We start from the raw sequence: 15,772 nt of genomic DNA, 5'->3' as shown, positions 1-15,772 counted from the left end.
GTGGAATCACATGAGCAAGCTTCGCGTCGCAGGAATCGGTTTCACCGCGGTGGCCGCACTGGCCCTGACCGCGTGCAATGGCAGCGACAGCGCCTCGTCCGGCGGTTCGAGCAGTGCCCCGGCGCCTGCCCCGTCCTCCTCGATGTCGGCCCCGATGTCCAGTGCCGCCTCGGGTGAGGGCGTCACCACCAACGCCGACGTGTTCGGCCCGGCCTGTTCGCAGCTGCCGCAGGGCAGTGCCCCGGGTTCGCTGGACTCCATGGGCCCGCAGCCCGTGGCCAGCGCCGCCTCGACCAACCCGCTGCTGACCAAGCTGGTCGCCGCGGTCAAGGCCACCAACCTGGTGGACACCCTCAACAGCCAGCAGGCCATCACCGTGTTCGCCCCGGCGGACCCGGCCTTCGCCGCCCTCGGTGACGCCAAGTTCGCCGAGCTGGCGGGCAAGCCCGACCAGCTGGCCCCGATCCTGCAGTACCACGTCGTGGGCAAGCGCTACGACGCCAAGGGCCTGGAGTCGGCCAAGTCCCTGGAAAGCCTCAACACCGCGGGCGGCCCGGTCAAGATCGAGGGCTCCGGCGACAACATGACCGTCAACGGCGCCAAGATCCTGTGCGGCAACATCCCCACCAAGAACGCCACCGTCTTCGTCATCGACAAGGTCCTCACCCCCGGCACCAACAAGAACTAGGTACCGTCCGGGCCACCACGGACACCCCCTTGCGGGTGACCCGGATTCAGCGGCCGTCGCGGCTTCCATGACCTCCGGAGCCGCGGCGGCCGCTTCCACGTCCACAGTGCCCGACAAGGACACTGTGGTTTCAGCCGCGCGGCGGGACTCGGACCACCCGCCGGCGGGGAACGCTGTAGCGGCGGCGTTCCGCCGGTCGCCGTCGTCGCTGGTTCACTCCATGGCCTCGGCGGCGGCCGGCCCTCGGCAGGCGGGAGTCAGCCGGGCTTTCGCCGCAGGTGTGCCCGTCGACGACGAAGCGGCCGATGTCGGTTTCTCACAGGGGCAGCGAGGGCGCCCCAGTCGGTGGCGGCGGCCGCTGATCCGCGCTCGATGGACTGCCGAGCGGGAAGTACCTGGCCGCGCGGTCGGTGGCGCGGACGGCGAGCCGGGCGGCGCCCCAGCAGCACCCGGTCCGTCTCCCAGCCACCCGGGGCGAGGAACTGGATGTTCCAGGTCATGGCGAAGTGCTCGGTCGTCGCCGTCAGCAGCCGGTCCGGAGCCTGCCCGCGGCGTGGCCGGTGTTCGCGCGTTCTCGGTGTGCTGGGAAGTCGTGTTCACCCCCTTGGACGATATCGACCAATCCGATAGCTCGACGGCCTCGAAAGTGAAGGTCAACGTAGACCCACGCCCGCGTGCCGGGACGAGCCGTCATGACACGCGGGACACATCCGATACGTCGTATGACGGGCGGATGGGAAGGAGATCACTCGTGTTTGGCAAGCGCTATGCCGCGTCGATGATCAACCGGAGTGCGGAGAACGAGCAAGACCGCCGTCGCTTTCTGCGTGCGGCCGGGGTAACGGGCCTGGGGGTGGTCGGAGCGGGGGCCTTCGGCGGCCTGGCCGGGCCCGTCGCGTCGGCCGGAACCGTCCGGCAGGCCGCCGGGGAAGCGGCAGCCGCCGAAGGAGTCAGTGACGGCGCGGTGCTCAACTTCGCCCTCAACCTCGAATACCTCGAAGCCGAGTTCTACCTGCACGCCGTCACCGGCCGGGGACTCCCCGACTCGCTCACCACCGGGACCGGCACCCACGGCGGCGTCGCCGGTGGCCGCGCCGTCCGGTTCAAGACCAAGGCGGCGAAGCAGTACGCCCAAGAGATCGCCGGCGACGAAAAAGCGCACGTGGAGTTCCTGCGCACCGCGCTGGGCTCAGCCGCGGTCAGCCGCCCGGCGATCGACCTCCAGGCCAGCTTCACCGCCGCCGCACAGGCGGCAGGACTGGTCCGCAAAGGCCAGAGCTTCGACGCGTTCGCCTGCGAGGAGAACTTCCTCCTCGCCGCCTACCTCTTCGAAGACGTCGGTGTCACGGCCTACAAGGGCGCCGCACCACTGATCACCAACAAGGCCTACCTCGAAGCCGCAGCCGGGATCCTCGCGGTCGAGGCCTACCACGCCGCCAACATCCGCACCGCGCTCTACCAGCACAGCGGCGGCATCCTCGGGCTCGGCCTGCTCGGACGCGACCTCCGGGAAGCCAGCGTCAAACTCTCCAACGCCCGCGACAGCCTCGACGGCACCACCGACCTCGACCAGGGCGTCGTCGACAAGAACGGCCGGGCGAACATCGTGCCGGCCGACAGCAACGGCATCGCCTACAGCCGCACACCGGGCCAGGTCCTCAACATCGTCTACCTCAACCCGAAGGCCGTCACCTCCGGCGGATTCTTCCCCAAGGGCGTCAACGGAGACGTCAACACCAGCGATCCCAACGGCTGAGTCCGTCGGCCTTCCGGTGGTACGGGTCGCGTGTGACCGGCCCGTACCACCGGACACACCGAGGACCACGGCGAACACGTCCGCCACACCGTCGACCTTCTCGTCGAGCGCGGCCGGCGCTCTGGGCCGGAACGCGCACTTGTGGGGCGGAGCCGACAACGCGGTTCGCACCGGCGCTCTTCGTTTCCACCAGACCCGGTGCGCGCGGTGGATTCGTCGAAATGCGCTCAGCTCGGTGCCACGTGGGACATCTCACGCCGGGCAAGCCATCGATGTGCGCGTGACGAAAACAGCTCGACCGACGCCGGATCGGTGACGGTCCGACGGAGATCGCCACATCCCGACCAAGGAATGGAATCCTCATGAACTTCATGCAGTCGATCGTGAACCTGATCATCTCGGTCGGAAACATCAGCATCTTCTGATCGGTCGACGCGAAGCCGCGCGCCGACAGCTCCGAGCCGTGACCCGCCCTTCGGGCAGGTCACGGCTTTCCTGTCTGGCGACAAGGTGATACACGCCGTACAGGAAGATCGATCTTCGGTCATCCATTGGTGCTACATGTCACCCGGACCAGTCCACCCGGTCGAGTGGCGACGAATTTCCCGTGCACTCAGAGAGATGTTCACCGGCGTCAAGTGCCGGATGGGGTCATCTTCTATCGGAAGCGGGGTCTCGTGGCAGTCAGGCGCGAAAACACACTGGAATTGTCCGCCGCACAGCGGGGAATCTGGTTCGCTCAACGACTCTCCCCGGGTAACCCGATGTTCACCATCGCGCAATATCTCGATATCGACGGTGCGGTCGTCCACCCCGCCCTGACCGCGGCGATCCGCCACGTACTACGAGAAACCGAGGCCCTGCGGCTGAGATTCACCGAAGTGGACGGAGAGCCTCGGCAGTTCCTCGCGCCACTGGGCGAATGGTCGCTTCCCGTCGTCGATCTGAGCGCCGAGGCGGATCCTGAGGGCGCCGCTCAGGAGTGGTTGCGCACGGACCTCGCGGTATCGCCGGAGGTGTTCGGGGAGCACCTTTTCGCCGCGACGTTGCTGCGCCTCGGTCCCGCACGTTGTTTCCTGTACCAGCGGGTCCACCATCTCTTGGTGGACGGCTACGGAGCGGCGCTGGTGCTCACCCGGATCGCCGACGGCTACCGCGCGCACCAGCGTGGCGATCGCCTGGAGCCGGCCGGTTTCGGTTCTCTGGAAGATCTGCTGGCCGAAGACAGCGCCTACTCGACGTCCGAACGAAACCGTGCGGACGCGCGGTACTGGCAGGAACGGTTCGCCGATCGCCCGGAAGCCACTGTGCTCACCGACTCGACCGCCCCGATGGACAGTGGTTTCCTCCAGCATCGCGGCCGGCTCGACGTCGCGGAGGCGGAGAATCTGCGCGCCGCCGCGCGAGAGTCCCGCACCGACTGGGCACCCTTCGTCATCGCGGCCGCCGCCGCGTTCCTGCACCGGACGACCGGCGAGCGCGATGTGGTGCTGGGCCTGCCGGTGACCGCCCGCCGTACACCGTTGCTGCGCACGACTCCGGCGATGGTGTCGAACGTGGTTCCGCTGCGCCTGCGCGTGACCCCGTCGACCACGATGGCCGACCTGGTCAAGCAGACTTCACGCGAAGTGAGAAACGCGCTCAAGCACCAGCGCCATCGCTCCGAAGACCTGCGTCGTAACCTCGGCTTGCCTCGAGACCAACGGCTGCACGGTCCGACGGTCAACATCCTCCCGTTCGATCCGCGAATCGAATTCGGCTCGCACGGTGCGGCGCTGCACAACCTCTCGGTCGGCCCGGTCGACGACCTGTCGATCGTGTGCCAAGGCATCTCCCCCGAGCACGGTCTCCAGGTCACCTTCGACGCGAACCCTCGCCGCTACGACCAGGCCACCCTCGCCGGTCACCATGAGCGATTCCTCCGCCTGCTGCGAGCGGCCATCGCGGACCCCGCAACGCCGCTGGCGCGGATCGAACTGCTCACCGACGACGAACGCGACCTCGTGCTGAACCGGTGGAACGCCACCTCGACGGGAACAGCACCGACGACCCTGCCCGAGTTGTTCGCCCAGCAGGTGACACGGTCCTCCGGCCAGGTCGCCGTGAGCGACGGCACGAACACCTACACCTTCGCCGAACTCGATGCCCGGGTCGGGCAACTCGCCCGCGTCCTCGCTCACCTCGGCACCGAAGCGGGCCGGATCGTCGCCGTGGCCCTGCCCCGGTCCGCGGACACGATCACCGCGCTGCTGGCAGTCACTCGGGCCGGTGGGGTTTATCTGCCGTTGGACGTGACCCATCCGCCCGAGCGGCTCGCCGCACTGCTGGTGGACGCGAACCCGGCTCTCGTCATCGCCCACAGTGAGACCGAAGCCCTGCTCCCCCGGGCCGATCTGGTCCTCGATCGCCTTGACCTGGCAAGTGAAACCGGCGCCGATCCGCAGGCTCTCCGGCCTGCCGATCTCGCCTACCTGATCCACACCTCCGGTTCGACCGGCAAGCCGAAGGCGGTCGCCGTCGAGCATCGGGCGCTGGTCAACCTCTTCGGGAGTCACCGGCGCCGACTGTTCCCGGCGGGCCGCGCCGCCGCCGGCAAGGACGTGCTGCGCGTGGCTCATCTGTCCGGAGTGGCCTTCGACGCCGCCTGGGATCCCGTGCTCTGGCTGCTCGATGGTCACGAACTGCGGATGGTGCCCGATTCCGTCCGCCTCGACCCCGAAGCGTGCGCCCGCTACCTGGCCGACGAAGCCATCGACGCCATCGAAACGACGCCGTCCTATGTGCGGCAATTGCTCGCTTCCGGCCTGCTGGCCCGGTCCGGCCGTCATCCCAGACTGCTCGCCCTCGGCGGGGAACCCGTCGACCCGGCGCTGTGGGCGGAACTGTCCGCGGGGACCAGGTTGCTGGCCGTCAACCTGTACGGACCGACGGAAGCCACTGTGGACAGTGTGATGGCGGCTGTTCAAGCCCATCGGGAACCGGTGATCGGAACCCCGGTGGACAACGTGCGCGCCTACGTTCTCGACTCGGCCCTGCGACCCGTGGCACCCGGCGTGCCCGGCGAGTTGTACCTCGCCGGAGCCGGGCTCGCACGCGGCTACCACGAGCGGACCGCGCTCACCGCCGAACGTTTCGTGGCCGACCCCTTCGGCGGTTCCGGCGAGCGGCTGTACCGAACCGGTGACCTGGTGCGCTGGTCCCGTCAGGGTGCGCTGGAGTTCCTCGGCCGCACCGACGACCAGGTCAAGATCCGCGGTTTCCGAATCGAGCCCGGCGAAGTCCAGGCCGCGCTCACCGGATACCCGGACGTCACGCAGGCGGCCGTGGTCGTCCACGGTTGCGGGGACACCACCCGGTTGACCGCCTACGTCGTCTCGGACACCGATCCCGCGAGCTTGCGGTTCCGGCTGGCCGAACGGTTACCGAGCCACCTTGTCCCCCAGACCGTCGTCCCGGTCCCGACGCTGCCGTTGACGCCCAACGGAAAACTCGACAAGGCACAGCTCCCCGAGCCGTCGGCGGTGACCTCCGGCCGCGCACCGGCCACCGACGCCGAGAAACAACTCTGCGCGATCTTCGCCGGCAGCCTGGATGTCATCGAAGTCGGCGTCGACGACGATTTCTTCGACCTCGGCGGACACTCGCTGCTCGCCACCCGCGCGGTCGGCCGGATTCGCGCCGAACTCGGCGTCGAGGTGGCGATCCGAGACCTGTTCGAGGCGAGCACGCCGGCGCGGTTGGCCGATCGGTTGAGCGCGCGGGACGTCGCGCACCGACCCGTTCTCGCCTCCGGGGCACGCGTCGCACGCGAACCGCTTTCCTATGCCCAGCAACGACTTTGGTTCCTCGACCGGCTGAACCCTGGCGCGGCCGACTACCTCATGCCCATCGCCCTGCGGCTCACCGGCACCGTCGACGTCACCGCGCTCCGACTCGCACTGAGCGACGTCGTCACCCGGCACGAAAGCCTGCGGACGATCTTCGGCGAGCACGATGGTGAGCCCTACCAACGCATCCTGCCTCCCGAGGCGGCCGGAATCACCCTGGACACCGAGAACGTCACGGCCGGGTCGCTCGACGACAGGCTCGCCGAAGAAGCTGTCCGAGGATTCGACCTCGCCATCGAAACGTCGCTGCGTGCGACGTTGCTGCGCCAGTCGGCGATCGAGCACGTACTGCTGCTGGTGGTGCACCACATCGCCGGTGACGGCTGGTCCTTCGGGCCGCTGGCTCATGACCTCGCCGTCTCCTACCAGCGAAGGTCTGCGGGCGAAGGCACGGGGCTGCCGCCGCTCGCCGTGCAATACGCCGACTACGCCCGCTGGCAGCGAGCACTGCTCGGTGACGAGAAGCTGGTGTCCGAACAGCTGGCCCACTGGACCACCACACTGAGTGACCTGCCCGCGGAGCTGCCTTTGCCCGCTGACCGGCCGCGTCCCACCGCGCCGACCGGCACCGGCGCGACCGTGCCGGTCCGGCTGCCCCGGCGCGTGCACACCGCGCTCACCGACATCGCGGTACAGCAGAACGCGAGCCTGTTCATGGCCCTGCACGCCGGTTTCGCCGCGACGCTGGCGAAGTTCGGCGCCGGCGACGACATCGTCATCGGAACCCCGGTCGCGGGCCGCACCGAACCCGCTCTCGAAGACTTGATCGGGTTCTTCGTCAACACTCTCGTGCTGCGGACCGACCTCTCCGGCGACCCCACCTTCACCGAGCTGATCCGGCGGGCGCGCGACGCCGATCTGGCCGCCTTCGAGCACCAGGACCTGCCCTTCGACCGCGTCGTGGAGGAACTGGCACCCGAGCGGATCCCTGGCCGGAACCCGCTGTTCCAAGTCCTGTTCACGCTCCAGAACAATCCGGCCCCGGTGGTCGAGTTGGCCGGACTCCGGATCGAGGCGGGGCAGGCGGCGACCACGACGACCGCGAAGTTCGACCTGTCGCTGACCCTCACCGAGCACCACGACACCGACGGCGCCCCGGCGGGGATCAGCGGTGAACTCGAGTTCGGCACCGATCTGTTCGACCGGGCGACCGCCGAACGCCTGACGCGCGGACTGGTGACCTTGCTGGAGAACATGGTGACCCGGCCGGACGCCTCGCTGCGCACCGCACCGGTGCTCGCCGACGACGAGCAAGCCCGGTTGCTCGCCCGATCGGCCGGACACCGGCGTCCGGTACCCGCCGGCACGCTGCCCGAACTGCTCGGGGCCGCCGCCACACGGCATCCGGAGCGGATCGCGGTGGTCGGCACCGACCGGCGACTGACCTTCGCCGACCTCGACGAGCGCGCGACCCGGCTCGCCGGGGTACTGACCGCCCGCGGCGCGGGCCCCGGTCAGGTCGTCGCGGTGGCCCTTCCCCGCTCGGCCGACACCGTCGTGGCGCTGCTGGCCGTGCTGCGCGCCGGCGCCGTCTATCTCCCGATCGACATCGAATACCCGGCCGACCGGATCGCCTACCTGCTCGCGGACGCCCAGCCCGCCCTCCTGATCGGCACCTCCGACACGACGGCCAGGGTTCCCGGTGCCGGGGCCACCGTGCTTCTCGATGACGAGGACATGCTGAACGGCGAGAAGCGGCCGCCGGTCGCGCCGATGCCGGAGGACGCCGCCTACCTGCTCTACACCTCGGGATCCACCGGGCTTCCCAAGGGCGTCGAGGTGGCGCACCGCAGCCTGGTCAACCTGCTGGAGAGCCACCGCACGGGGGTGTTCGGCCCGGCCACCGCCGCGGCGGGCCGCGGCGTCCTGCGAGTGGCACACACCGCCGGGGTGGCCTTCGACGCTTCCTGGGATCCCATCCTCTGGCTCGCCGACGGGCATGAGCTCCACGTGCTCGACGACGACACCCGCCGCGACCCCGAAGCCCTTCTCGGCTATTTCGACCGGGAGCGGATCGACGCGATGGAGACCACGCCGTCCTACGCGCGGCAGTTGCTGGCGATGGGGCTGCTGACCGCGGTACACCGGCCGACCGTGCTGGCCCTCGGTGGTGAGGCCGTCGACGCGGCACTGTGGCGGGACCTCGCCGGCCACCCGGGAGTATTGGCCTTCAACTTCTACGGCCCCACCGAGTCCACTGTGGACTCGGTGGTCACCAGGATCACCGGCAGCCGGGCGCCGGTGATCGGGACCGGCATCGCCAACGTCGGTACCTACGTGCTCGACGCCGCACTCCGGCCGGTTCCGGCCGGAGTCACCGGCGAGCTGTATCTCGACGGCACGGGCCTGGCCCGCGGCTACCGAGGCCGTCCCGCGCTCACCGCGGAACGGTTCGTCGCCAACCCGTTCTCCGGTGACGGCGCCCGGATGTACCGGACGGGTGATCGCGTGCGGTGGACCGCCGACGGCGACCTGGAATTCGCCGGCCGCGCCGACGACCAGGTCAAGATCCGCGGTTTCCGGGTCGAACCCGGCGAGATCGAGGCCTTCCTGACCGGGACCGGCGCGGCATCGGCCGCCGCGGTGATCGTCGACCGGACTCCGGCGGGCGCCGAACGCCTGGTCGGCTATGTGACACCCGGTACCGCCGACGTCGCCGAGTTGCGCCGTCTGGCGGCCGACGCACTGCCCGGCTACATGGTTCCGCAGGTGATCGTCGCGCTGCCCGAGCTTCCGTTGACTCCCAACGGAAAACTCGCCAAAGCGAAGCTTCCCGACCCCGGACTCGGCATCGGCGTCCCCGCGCGGCGCACGAGCACTGGGCTCGAAGCCGAACTGTGCGAGGTGTTCGCCAACGTGCTCGGAGTGGCCGAGGTCGGCCCCGACGACGATTTCTTCGCGCTGGGCGGGCATTCGCTGCTGGTGACCCGGCTGGTCAGCCGGTTGCGGTCGCGGTTCGGCCGGGAGGTGGCCATCCGGACGGTGTTCGAAGCCGCCACTCCCGCCACCCTCGCCTCCCGGATCGGCGACGGCCCCGCTCCTCGCGCCAGGCTTCGGCGCCGGGAACGCCCGGACCGTGTCCCGCTGTCGTTCGCACAGCGGCGAATGTGGTTCCTCGACAGCTTCGAAGGCACCGGCGCCGGCTACCACATCCCCATGGTGCTGCGCTTGCGCGGCACACTCGACCGAGCGGCGCTGGCCGCCGCGCTGCGTGACGTCGTCGAGCGGCACGAGAGCCTGCGGACCGTCTTCCCCGTGGCGGACGGTGTCCCGCACCAGCGGCTCGTGCCGATGGCGGAGATTCCCGCGGATCTGCCCCTGCTTCGGCCCGGGACCACCGGACTCACCGAAACGATCGCCGCATACGCCGCTACGCCGTTCACGCTGGAAACCGACCTGCCGCTCCGCGCGGCGCTGATGCCGGTCGCGGAGGACGAGCACCTGCTCGTGCTCGTCGCGCACCACATCGCCAGCGACGGCTGGTCGACCGCTCCGCTGGCCGCGGATCTGGCCGCCGCCTACACCGCGCGGCTGGACGGTCTCCGCGCGGACCTGTCGCCGTTGCCGGTCCAGTATGCGGATTACGCGTTGTGGCAACAGGAATCGCTCGGGTCCGAGGAGGACACCGAGAGCCCGTTGCGGCGGCAGCTCGCATACTGGCGCGACACGTTGTCCGGGTTGCCCGAAGAACTGACGCTGCCCCACGACCGGCCTCGTCCGGCCGAGTCGAGCTATACCGGCGGCATCGTCCGGCTCGACGTACCCGCCGAGATCCACGCCCGGCTGGCCGACTTCGCCGCCACCGAGGGCGCGAGCCTGTTCATGGTGCTGCACGCGGGCCTGGCGACGCTGCTGTCGAGGCTGGGCGGCGGAACCGATGTCCCGATCGGCACTCCGGTCGCGGGCCGGACGGACGAACAACTGGACGACCTCGTCGGCTTCTTCGTCAACACCCTGGTGTTGCGGACCGACTTGTCCGGCACACCCGGCTTCACCGAGTTGGTGCGCCGGGTCCGCACGGCGGACCTCGCCGTGTTCGACCACCAGGACGTCCCGTTCGAGCGAGTCGTCGAGGAGGTCGCGCCCGCCCGCACCCTCAACCGGCACCCGCTGTTCCAGGTGATGTTCACGCTGCAGAACACCGCGCCGGTGCGGCTCGAACTACCGGGTCTCGAAGTGTCGGTCGCCGAGCACGCCGAAGTCGCGGCGGCGAAGTTCGATCTCTCGTTGTCACTGGCCGAGCGGCGAGACGACGCCGGGAATCCGGCCGGGCTCTCGGGGACGATCGAGTACAGCGCCGATCTGTTCGACCGTGAGACAGCCGTCCGCATCGGCGGGTGGCTGCGGAAACTGCTCGAAGCCGCCCTCGACGATCCGGCCCGGCCGGTCGCCGAACTGGACCTGCTGAGCACGGGCGAGGTCGAAGCCGTCCTTGAAACGTGGAACGACACCCGGCGCGCACTTCCACCGGAGACCATCACCACGGCCTTCGAACGCCGAGCCGGAGAGTCCACCGCGGTGGTCGCGGCCGACGGCACCTTGACGACGTCCGAGCTCAGCGCCGACGCGAACCGGCTCGCGAGGTTACTGCGGCAGCGCGGCATCGGCGCCGGGCACACCGTGGCCGTCGCGGTGCCGCGCTCGGTCGCCACCATGGTCGCGTTGCTGGGGGTCCTCAAGTCCGGCGCCGCGTACCTGCCGATCGACCTGACCTATCCGGCGGACCGGATCGCGTACATGCTCGCCGACTCCGCCCCCACCGTGGTGCTCACCATGTCCGATGTGGACGGTCTGCCGTCCGTCGGCGAACGACTGGTGCTCGACGCGCCCCGGACCCGGGCGGCGCTGACCGGATTCCGGGATGAGGATCTCTCCGACGCCGAACGCCTTCGCCCGCTCTCCGCCCGGCAACCGGCCTACGTCATCTACACTTCGGGCTCGACCGGACGGCCGAAGGGCGTCGTCGTCGAACACCGGTCGCTGACCAACCTTCTGCGCCACCACGAAGAGATGGTTTTCGCCCCCGCCGCGAACCGACTCGGGGACCGGCGATTGCGGGTCGCGCTGACCGCGGCGGTCGCCTTCGACGCGTCCTGGGATCCGGTGCTGTGGATGATCGCCGGCCATGAACTCCACATCGTCGACGACGACATCCGCCGTGACGCCGGGGCCCTTGTCGAGTACCTGCGTGACGAGCGGATCGACGCCATCGAGACGACACCGTCCTACCTCCGGCAACTGATGGCCGCCGGGCTGTTCGAAGGCGGTCACCGGCCGGCGGTGGTGGCCCTCGGTGGGGAAGCGGTCGACGACGGGCTGTGGACCCGGCTACGCGCCGAACCCGGTCTGACCGCCTACAACTTCTACGGTCCCACCGAGTCCACTGTGGATTCCATCGTCGCGGCGATGGGCGAGCGGGACCGGCCGGGGATCGGCAAGCCGGTGCACAACACCCGCGCCTACGTCCTCGACACCCGGCTCCGGCCGGTACCCGCCGGGGTGCCGGGCGAACTGTACCTCTCCGGAACCGGTGTCGCCCGCGGTTACCTGAACCAGACCCGGCTGACCGCGGAACGGTTCGTCGCCGACCCCTACGGCGGCACCGGTGCCCGGATGTACCGCACCGGCGACCTCGCTCGCTGGAGCGACGACGCGACCCTGGAATTCCTGGGCCGCGCCGACGACCAGGTCAAACTCCGCGGGTTCCGGATCGAGCCGGGCGAGATCGCCGCGCTGCTGGAAGCGGATCCGGCGGTCGCCGAGGCGGCCGTCGTGCTCAAGGGCGCCGAACCGGCGACCCGGCGACTGGTCGCCTACATCGTTCCGGCCGCCACGGTGCCGAGCCCGGACCGGCTGCGTGACCGCCTGGCCGGACAGGTACCGGAGTACATGGTGCCCTCGGCGTTCGTCCGGATCGACCGGCTCCCGCTCACCTCGAACGGGAAGCTGGATCAGCGGGCCCTGCCCGAGCCGGTGGACCCCGGCACCGGCTCACGCGGGCCGCGGTCACCCCGTGAAGACTTGCTCTGCAAGCTCTTCGCGGAGGCTCTCGGCCTGCCGCGGGTCGGCATCGACGACGGCTTCTTCGAACTCGGCGGACACTCGCTGCTGGCCAGCGGGCTGATCACCCGCGTCCGCGCGGCCTTCGGGGTCGACCTGCCGATCCGGCGGCTGTTCGAACATCCGACCGTGGCCGGTCTCGCGGCTCGGCTGGACGCGGGCGCCGACGGCGGTGACCTCGACGTCCTGCTGCCGTTGCGTACCACCGGAAACCGTCCGCCGTTGTTCTGCGTGCACCCGGCCAGTGGACTGTCCTGGAGCTACTCAGGGCTGCTCAACCACCTCGACCCCGAACAGCCGTTGTACGGGCTGCAATCCCGCAAGCTCACCGATCCCGGGTACGCCCCGGCGAGCATCTCCGAGATCGCGGCCGGCTACGTCGAGCACATCCGCTCGATCCAGCCCCACGGGCCGTATCACGTCCTCGGCTGGTCCTTCGGCGGCAATCTCGCCCACGAAGTCGTCGCGCAGTTGGAGGCCGCCGGTGAGGAAATCGGACTGCTGACCGTGCTGGACGCCTACCCACAGGCGCCGCAAGACGGCCTGGACACGGCGGACGAAGCGGAGATGTTCGCGGCGCTCTTGCACAACCAAGGTCATCCGGTGCCCGCCGGGGTGCGGCTCGACCGGGCGAGCGTGCTCGAACACTACCGTCAGATCGGCAACCCGCTGGGCAGCCTGACCGAAGACGCCCTCGGCGGCATGATCGGCGCCTTCGTCAGCCAAGCCCGGCTGATGGGCGATTTCGTGCCGCACCCGGTGGACGCGGACGTGCTGTTCTTCACCGCCACCCGCGATCGTGACCCGCACGGCCCGGTCCTCGCGGACTGGATGCCTTATCTCAGCGGCGACGTCGAGAACCACGACGTCGACGTCGTCCACGCCCAGCTCACCCAGCCGGAGGCACTGGCCCGGATCGGGCCGATCCTCGCCGAGCGCCTCGCCGACCGGCAACCCCGCCCCGACCAGCCACGAGCCAAGACAGGGAAATGAACGATGACCAACCCCTTCGACGCCACCGATGAGCAGTACCTCGTGTTGACCAACCACGAGAACCAGCATTCGCTGTGGCCCGGTTTCGCCGACGTCCCGCCCGGTTGGACGACGGCCTTCGGTCCCGACGGCCGCCAGGCGTGCCTCGACTTCGTCGAACGGAACTGGACCGACATCACCCCGCGAAGCCTGCTGCGCGAGGAGAAACCCTGATGGCCGCGGAGCCCGCGATCCGGCTCGAAGAACTGAGGAAGACCTTCGGACCCAAGACCGCACTCGACGGAATCGACCTGGACATGCCGGCCGGCGCGGTGTTCGGCCTCCTGGGCCCCAACGGTGCCGGGAAGACCACCGCGGTCCGGATCATCACCACCCTGCTGCGCCCGGACAGCGGCCGCGCCCTCGTGGCCGGGGCCGACGTCGTCCGTGAACCGGACCGGGTACGGCGGTCCATCGGGGTGTCCGGGCAGTACGCCGCCGTCGACGACAAGCTCACCGGCTTCGAAAACCTCTACCTCGTGGCGAAGCTCTACGGCATGCGACGGCGCACGGCCACCGCGACCGCACGCGACCTGCTGAGCCGTTTTCACCTCGACGACGCCGCCGACCGCCCCGCCGCCACCTACTCCGGGGGGATGCGCCGACGCCTCGACCTGGCGGGCGCGCTCGTCGCCGCTCCCCCGGTCGTGGTGCTCGACGAACCCACAACCGGCCTGGACCCGCAAAGCCGCCTCGACACCTGGGACATCGTGGGCGATCTCGTCCGGGAAGGCACCACCGTCCTGCTCACCACGCAATACCTCGAAGAGGCCGATCAGCTGGCCGACCGGATCGCGGTCATCGCCGAAGGCAGGGTGGTCGCCGAAGGCACCAGCGACGAACTCAAGAGCGCCACGGGCGGGGAGCGGATCGAACTGATCACCGCCGACGCTCGCGATCTCGCCGCGGCACACCGTGTCCTCGCCGCCGTCAGCGGTACTCCACCGGCCCTGGACCGCCGGGCCCGGAGACTCGAAGTCACCGTCGGCTCCGGGCAGAACGGCCAGCACGCCCTCGCCACCGTGGCCGCCGGACTCACCGGCGAAGGAATCCACGTGCTCGACCTCGGTCTGCGCCGCGCCACGCTCGACGATGTCTTCCTGGCGCTGACCCGGCAGGCGACGGACGGTGACACCGCCGTGCTGCCGCGGGTCACCGACTGGCCGCCGAATTCGGGCGACCTCGACCGGAAAGAGGTACGCGCGTGACCGTCCTGACCAGGGTCGCCCGCGACAGCGGCTCCCTCGCTTGGCGCAACCTGCTCACCATCCGGCGCACACCCGGCTCGATCTTCGCCGGCATCCTGCAGCCGATCATGTTCGTGCTGCTGCTGGGCTACGTCTTCGGCGGCAGCCTCGGCGGCGACGCCTATCGCGAGTTCATCATGGGTGGCATCTTCGCTCAGACCGTCACCTTCAACGCCTCGTTCACCACCATCGGCCTCGCCAACGACCTGCAGAAGGGCATCGTCGACCGGTTCCGCTCCCTGCCGATGTCCCGCGTCGCGGTGATGCTCGGCCGGACCACCTCCGACCTCACCACCAGTGTCGTCAGCCTGCTCGTCACCAGCCTTTGCGGACTCGCCATCGGCTGGCGCATCCGCGGCAGTGTCCTCGACGCCGTCCTGGCCTATCTGCTGATCCTGCTGTTCGCCTTCGCGATGTCCTGGGTCGGCGCCTTCATCGGCCTGGTCGCCCGCAGCGTCGAGGTCGCCCAGAGCCTCGGGCTGATCTGGCTCTTCCCCGCCACCTTCATCTCCTCCGGCTTCGTTTCAGTGGCAGCCATGCCCGAACCGCTGGCCACGATCGCGGAATGGAACCCCATCACCGCGCTGGCCAACGCGGCCCGAACCCTGTTCGCGAATCCGATCCCGGCCGCGCTCCCCCAGCCCGACGCCTGGCCCGCCCAGCACGCCGCGCTCTATACGGCATTTTGGTCGTTGGGGCTCATCTCGCTGTTCATGGCCCTGTCCGTCAATCGGTATCGGCGCGTCACCAGCCGGTGAACTCCCTTCGCGCAGCGGATCGATCCGGTCGCTCCAGCGACTCTGGGCCGGTCCTGCGGTGCCGTCGACGGCAACGACCGGATCCCGTCCGCTTCGCCCGGCAACTCCGGACCCCGCGGGGACTGCTGATCGCGCTCTCCCTGATCTGCACGGTCGGGAACATCGCCGCCATCCTGGCCGGCTGACGTTCGCCGGGCGAGGAAGGTCACCTTCTCGAGTACCGCACGATGCAGGCATCCAGGGCAACGCCCCGGATGCCTGCATGCGTTCACGGCAGGGTGCGGAGGGTGCTGAGGGTGCTGAGCCGACTCATGCCGCGGTCGCCGGACCGCACCCGTGCCCGG

The 15,772-nt window shown here is 69.6% G+C and carries 6 protein-coding genes; all 6 read left to right on the top strand.

The window, feature by feature from the left end; translation table 11 throughout:
• Positions 1-10 precede the first annotated feature (10 nt).
• Positions 11-688 (top strand): fasciclin domain-containing protein, encoded by a 678-nt coding sequence (locus P3102_RS15475; protein WP_276368542.1) that lies wholly within the window; start codon positions 11-13, stop codon positions 686-688.
• Between the two features lie 751 nt (positions 689-1,439).
• A complete protein-coding gene (locus P3102_RS15470) occupies positions 1,440-2,444 on the top strand; it encodes a ferritin-like domain-containing protein (RefSeq protein WP_276369995.1) in 1,005 nt (334 codons plus the stop codon).
• A gap of 554 nt (positions 2,445-2,998) precedes the next feature.
• Complete coding sequence (locus P3102_RS15465) at positions 2,999-13,384, top strand: amino acid adenylation domain-containing protein (RefSeq protein ID WP_346660193.1); 10,386 nt, start codon at positions 2,999-3,001, stop codon at positions 13,382-13,384.
• A 3-nt stretch (positions 13,385-13,387) separates the two neighbouring features.
• The gene (locus tag P3102_RS15460; protein ID WP_276369992.1) at positions 13,388-13,597 is read left to right on the top strand and encodes an MbtH family protein; all 210 of its coding nucleotides are present in this window, start codon (positions 13,388-13,390) and stop codon (positions 13,595-13,597) included.
• The gene (locus tag P3102_RS15455) at positions 13,597-14,631 is read left to right on the top strand and encodes an ATP-binding cassette domain-containing protein (protein WP_276369990.1); all 1,035 of its coding nucleotides are present in this window, start codon (positions 13,597-13,599) and stop codon (positions 14,629-14,631) included. The genes P3102_RS15460 and P3102_RS15455 overlap by 1 nt, the downstream gene beginning before the upstream one ends.
• Complete coding sequence (locus tag P3102_RS15450; RefSeq protein ID WP_276369989.1) at positions 14,628-15,428, top strand: ABC transporter permease; 801 nt, start codon at positions 14,628-14,630, stop codon at positions 15,426-15,428. Before P3102_RS15455 ends, P3102_RS15450 begins: the two co-directional genes overlap by 4 nt.
• Positions 15,429-15,772 lie beyond the last annotated feature (344 nt).

The sequence above is a fragment of the Amycolatopsis sp. QT-25 genome, assembly GCF_029369745.1.
Lineage (GTDB): Bacteria > Actinomycetota > Actinomycetes > Mycobacteriales > Pseudonocardiaceae > Amycolatopsis.
Note: the sequence above shows the minus strand (reverse complement) of the source record. Positions and strands in the feature narration are given on the sequence as shown.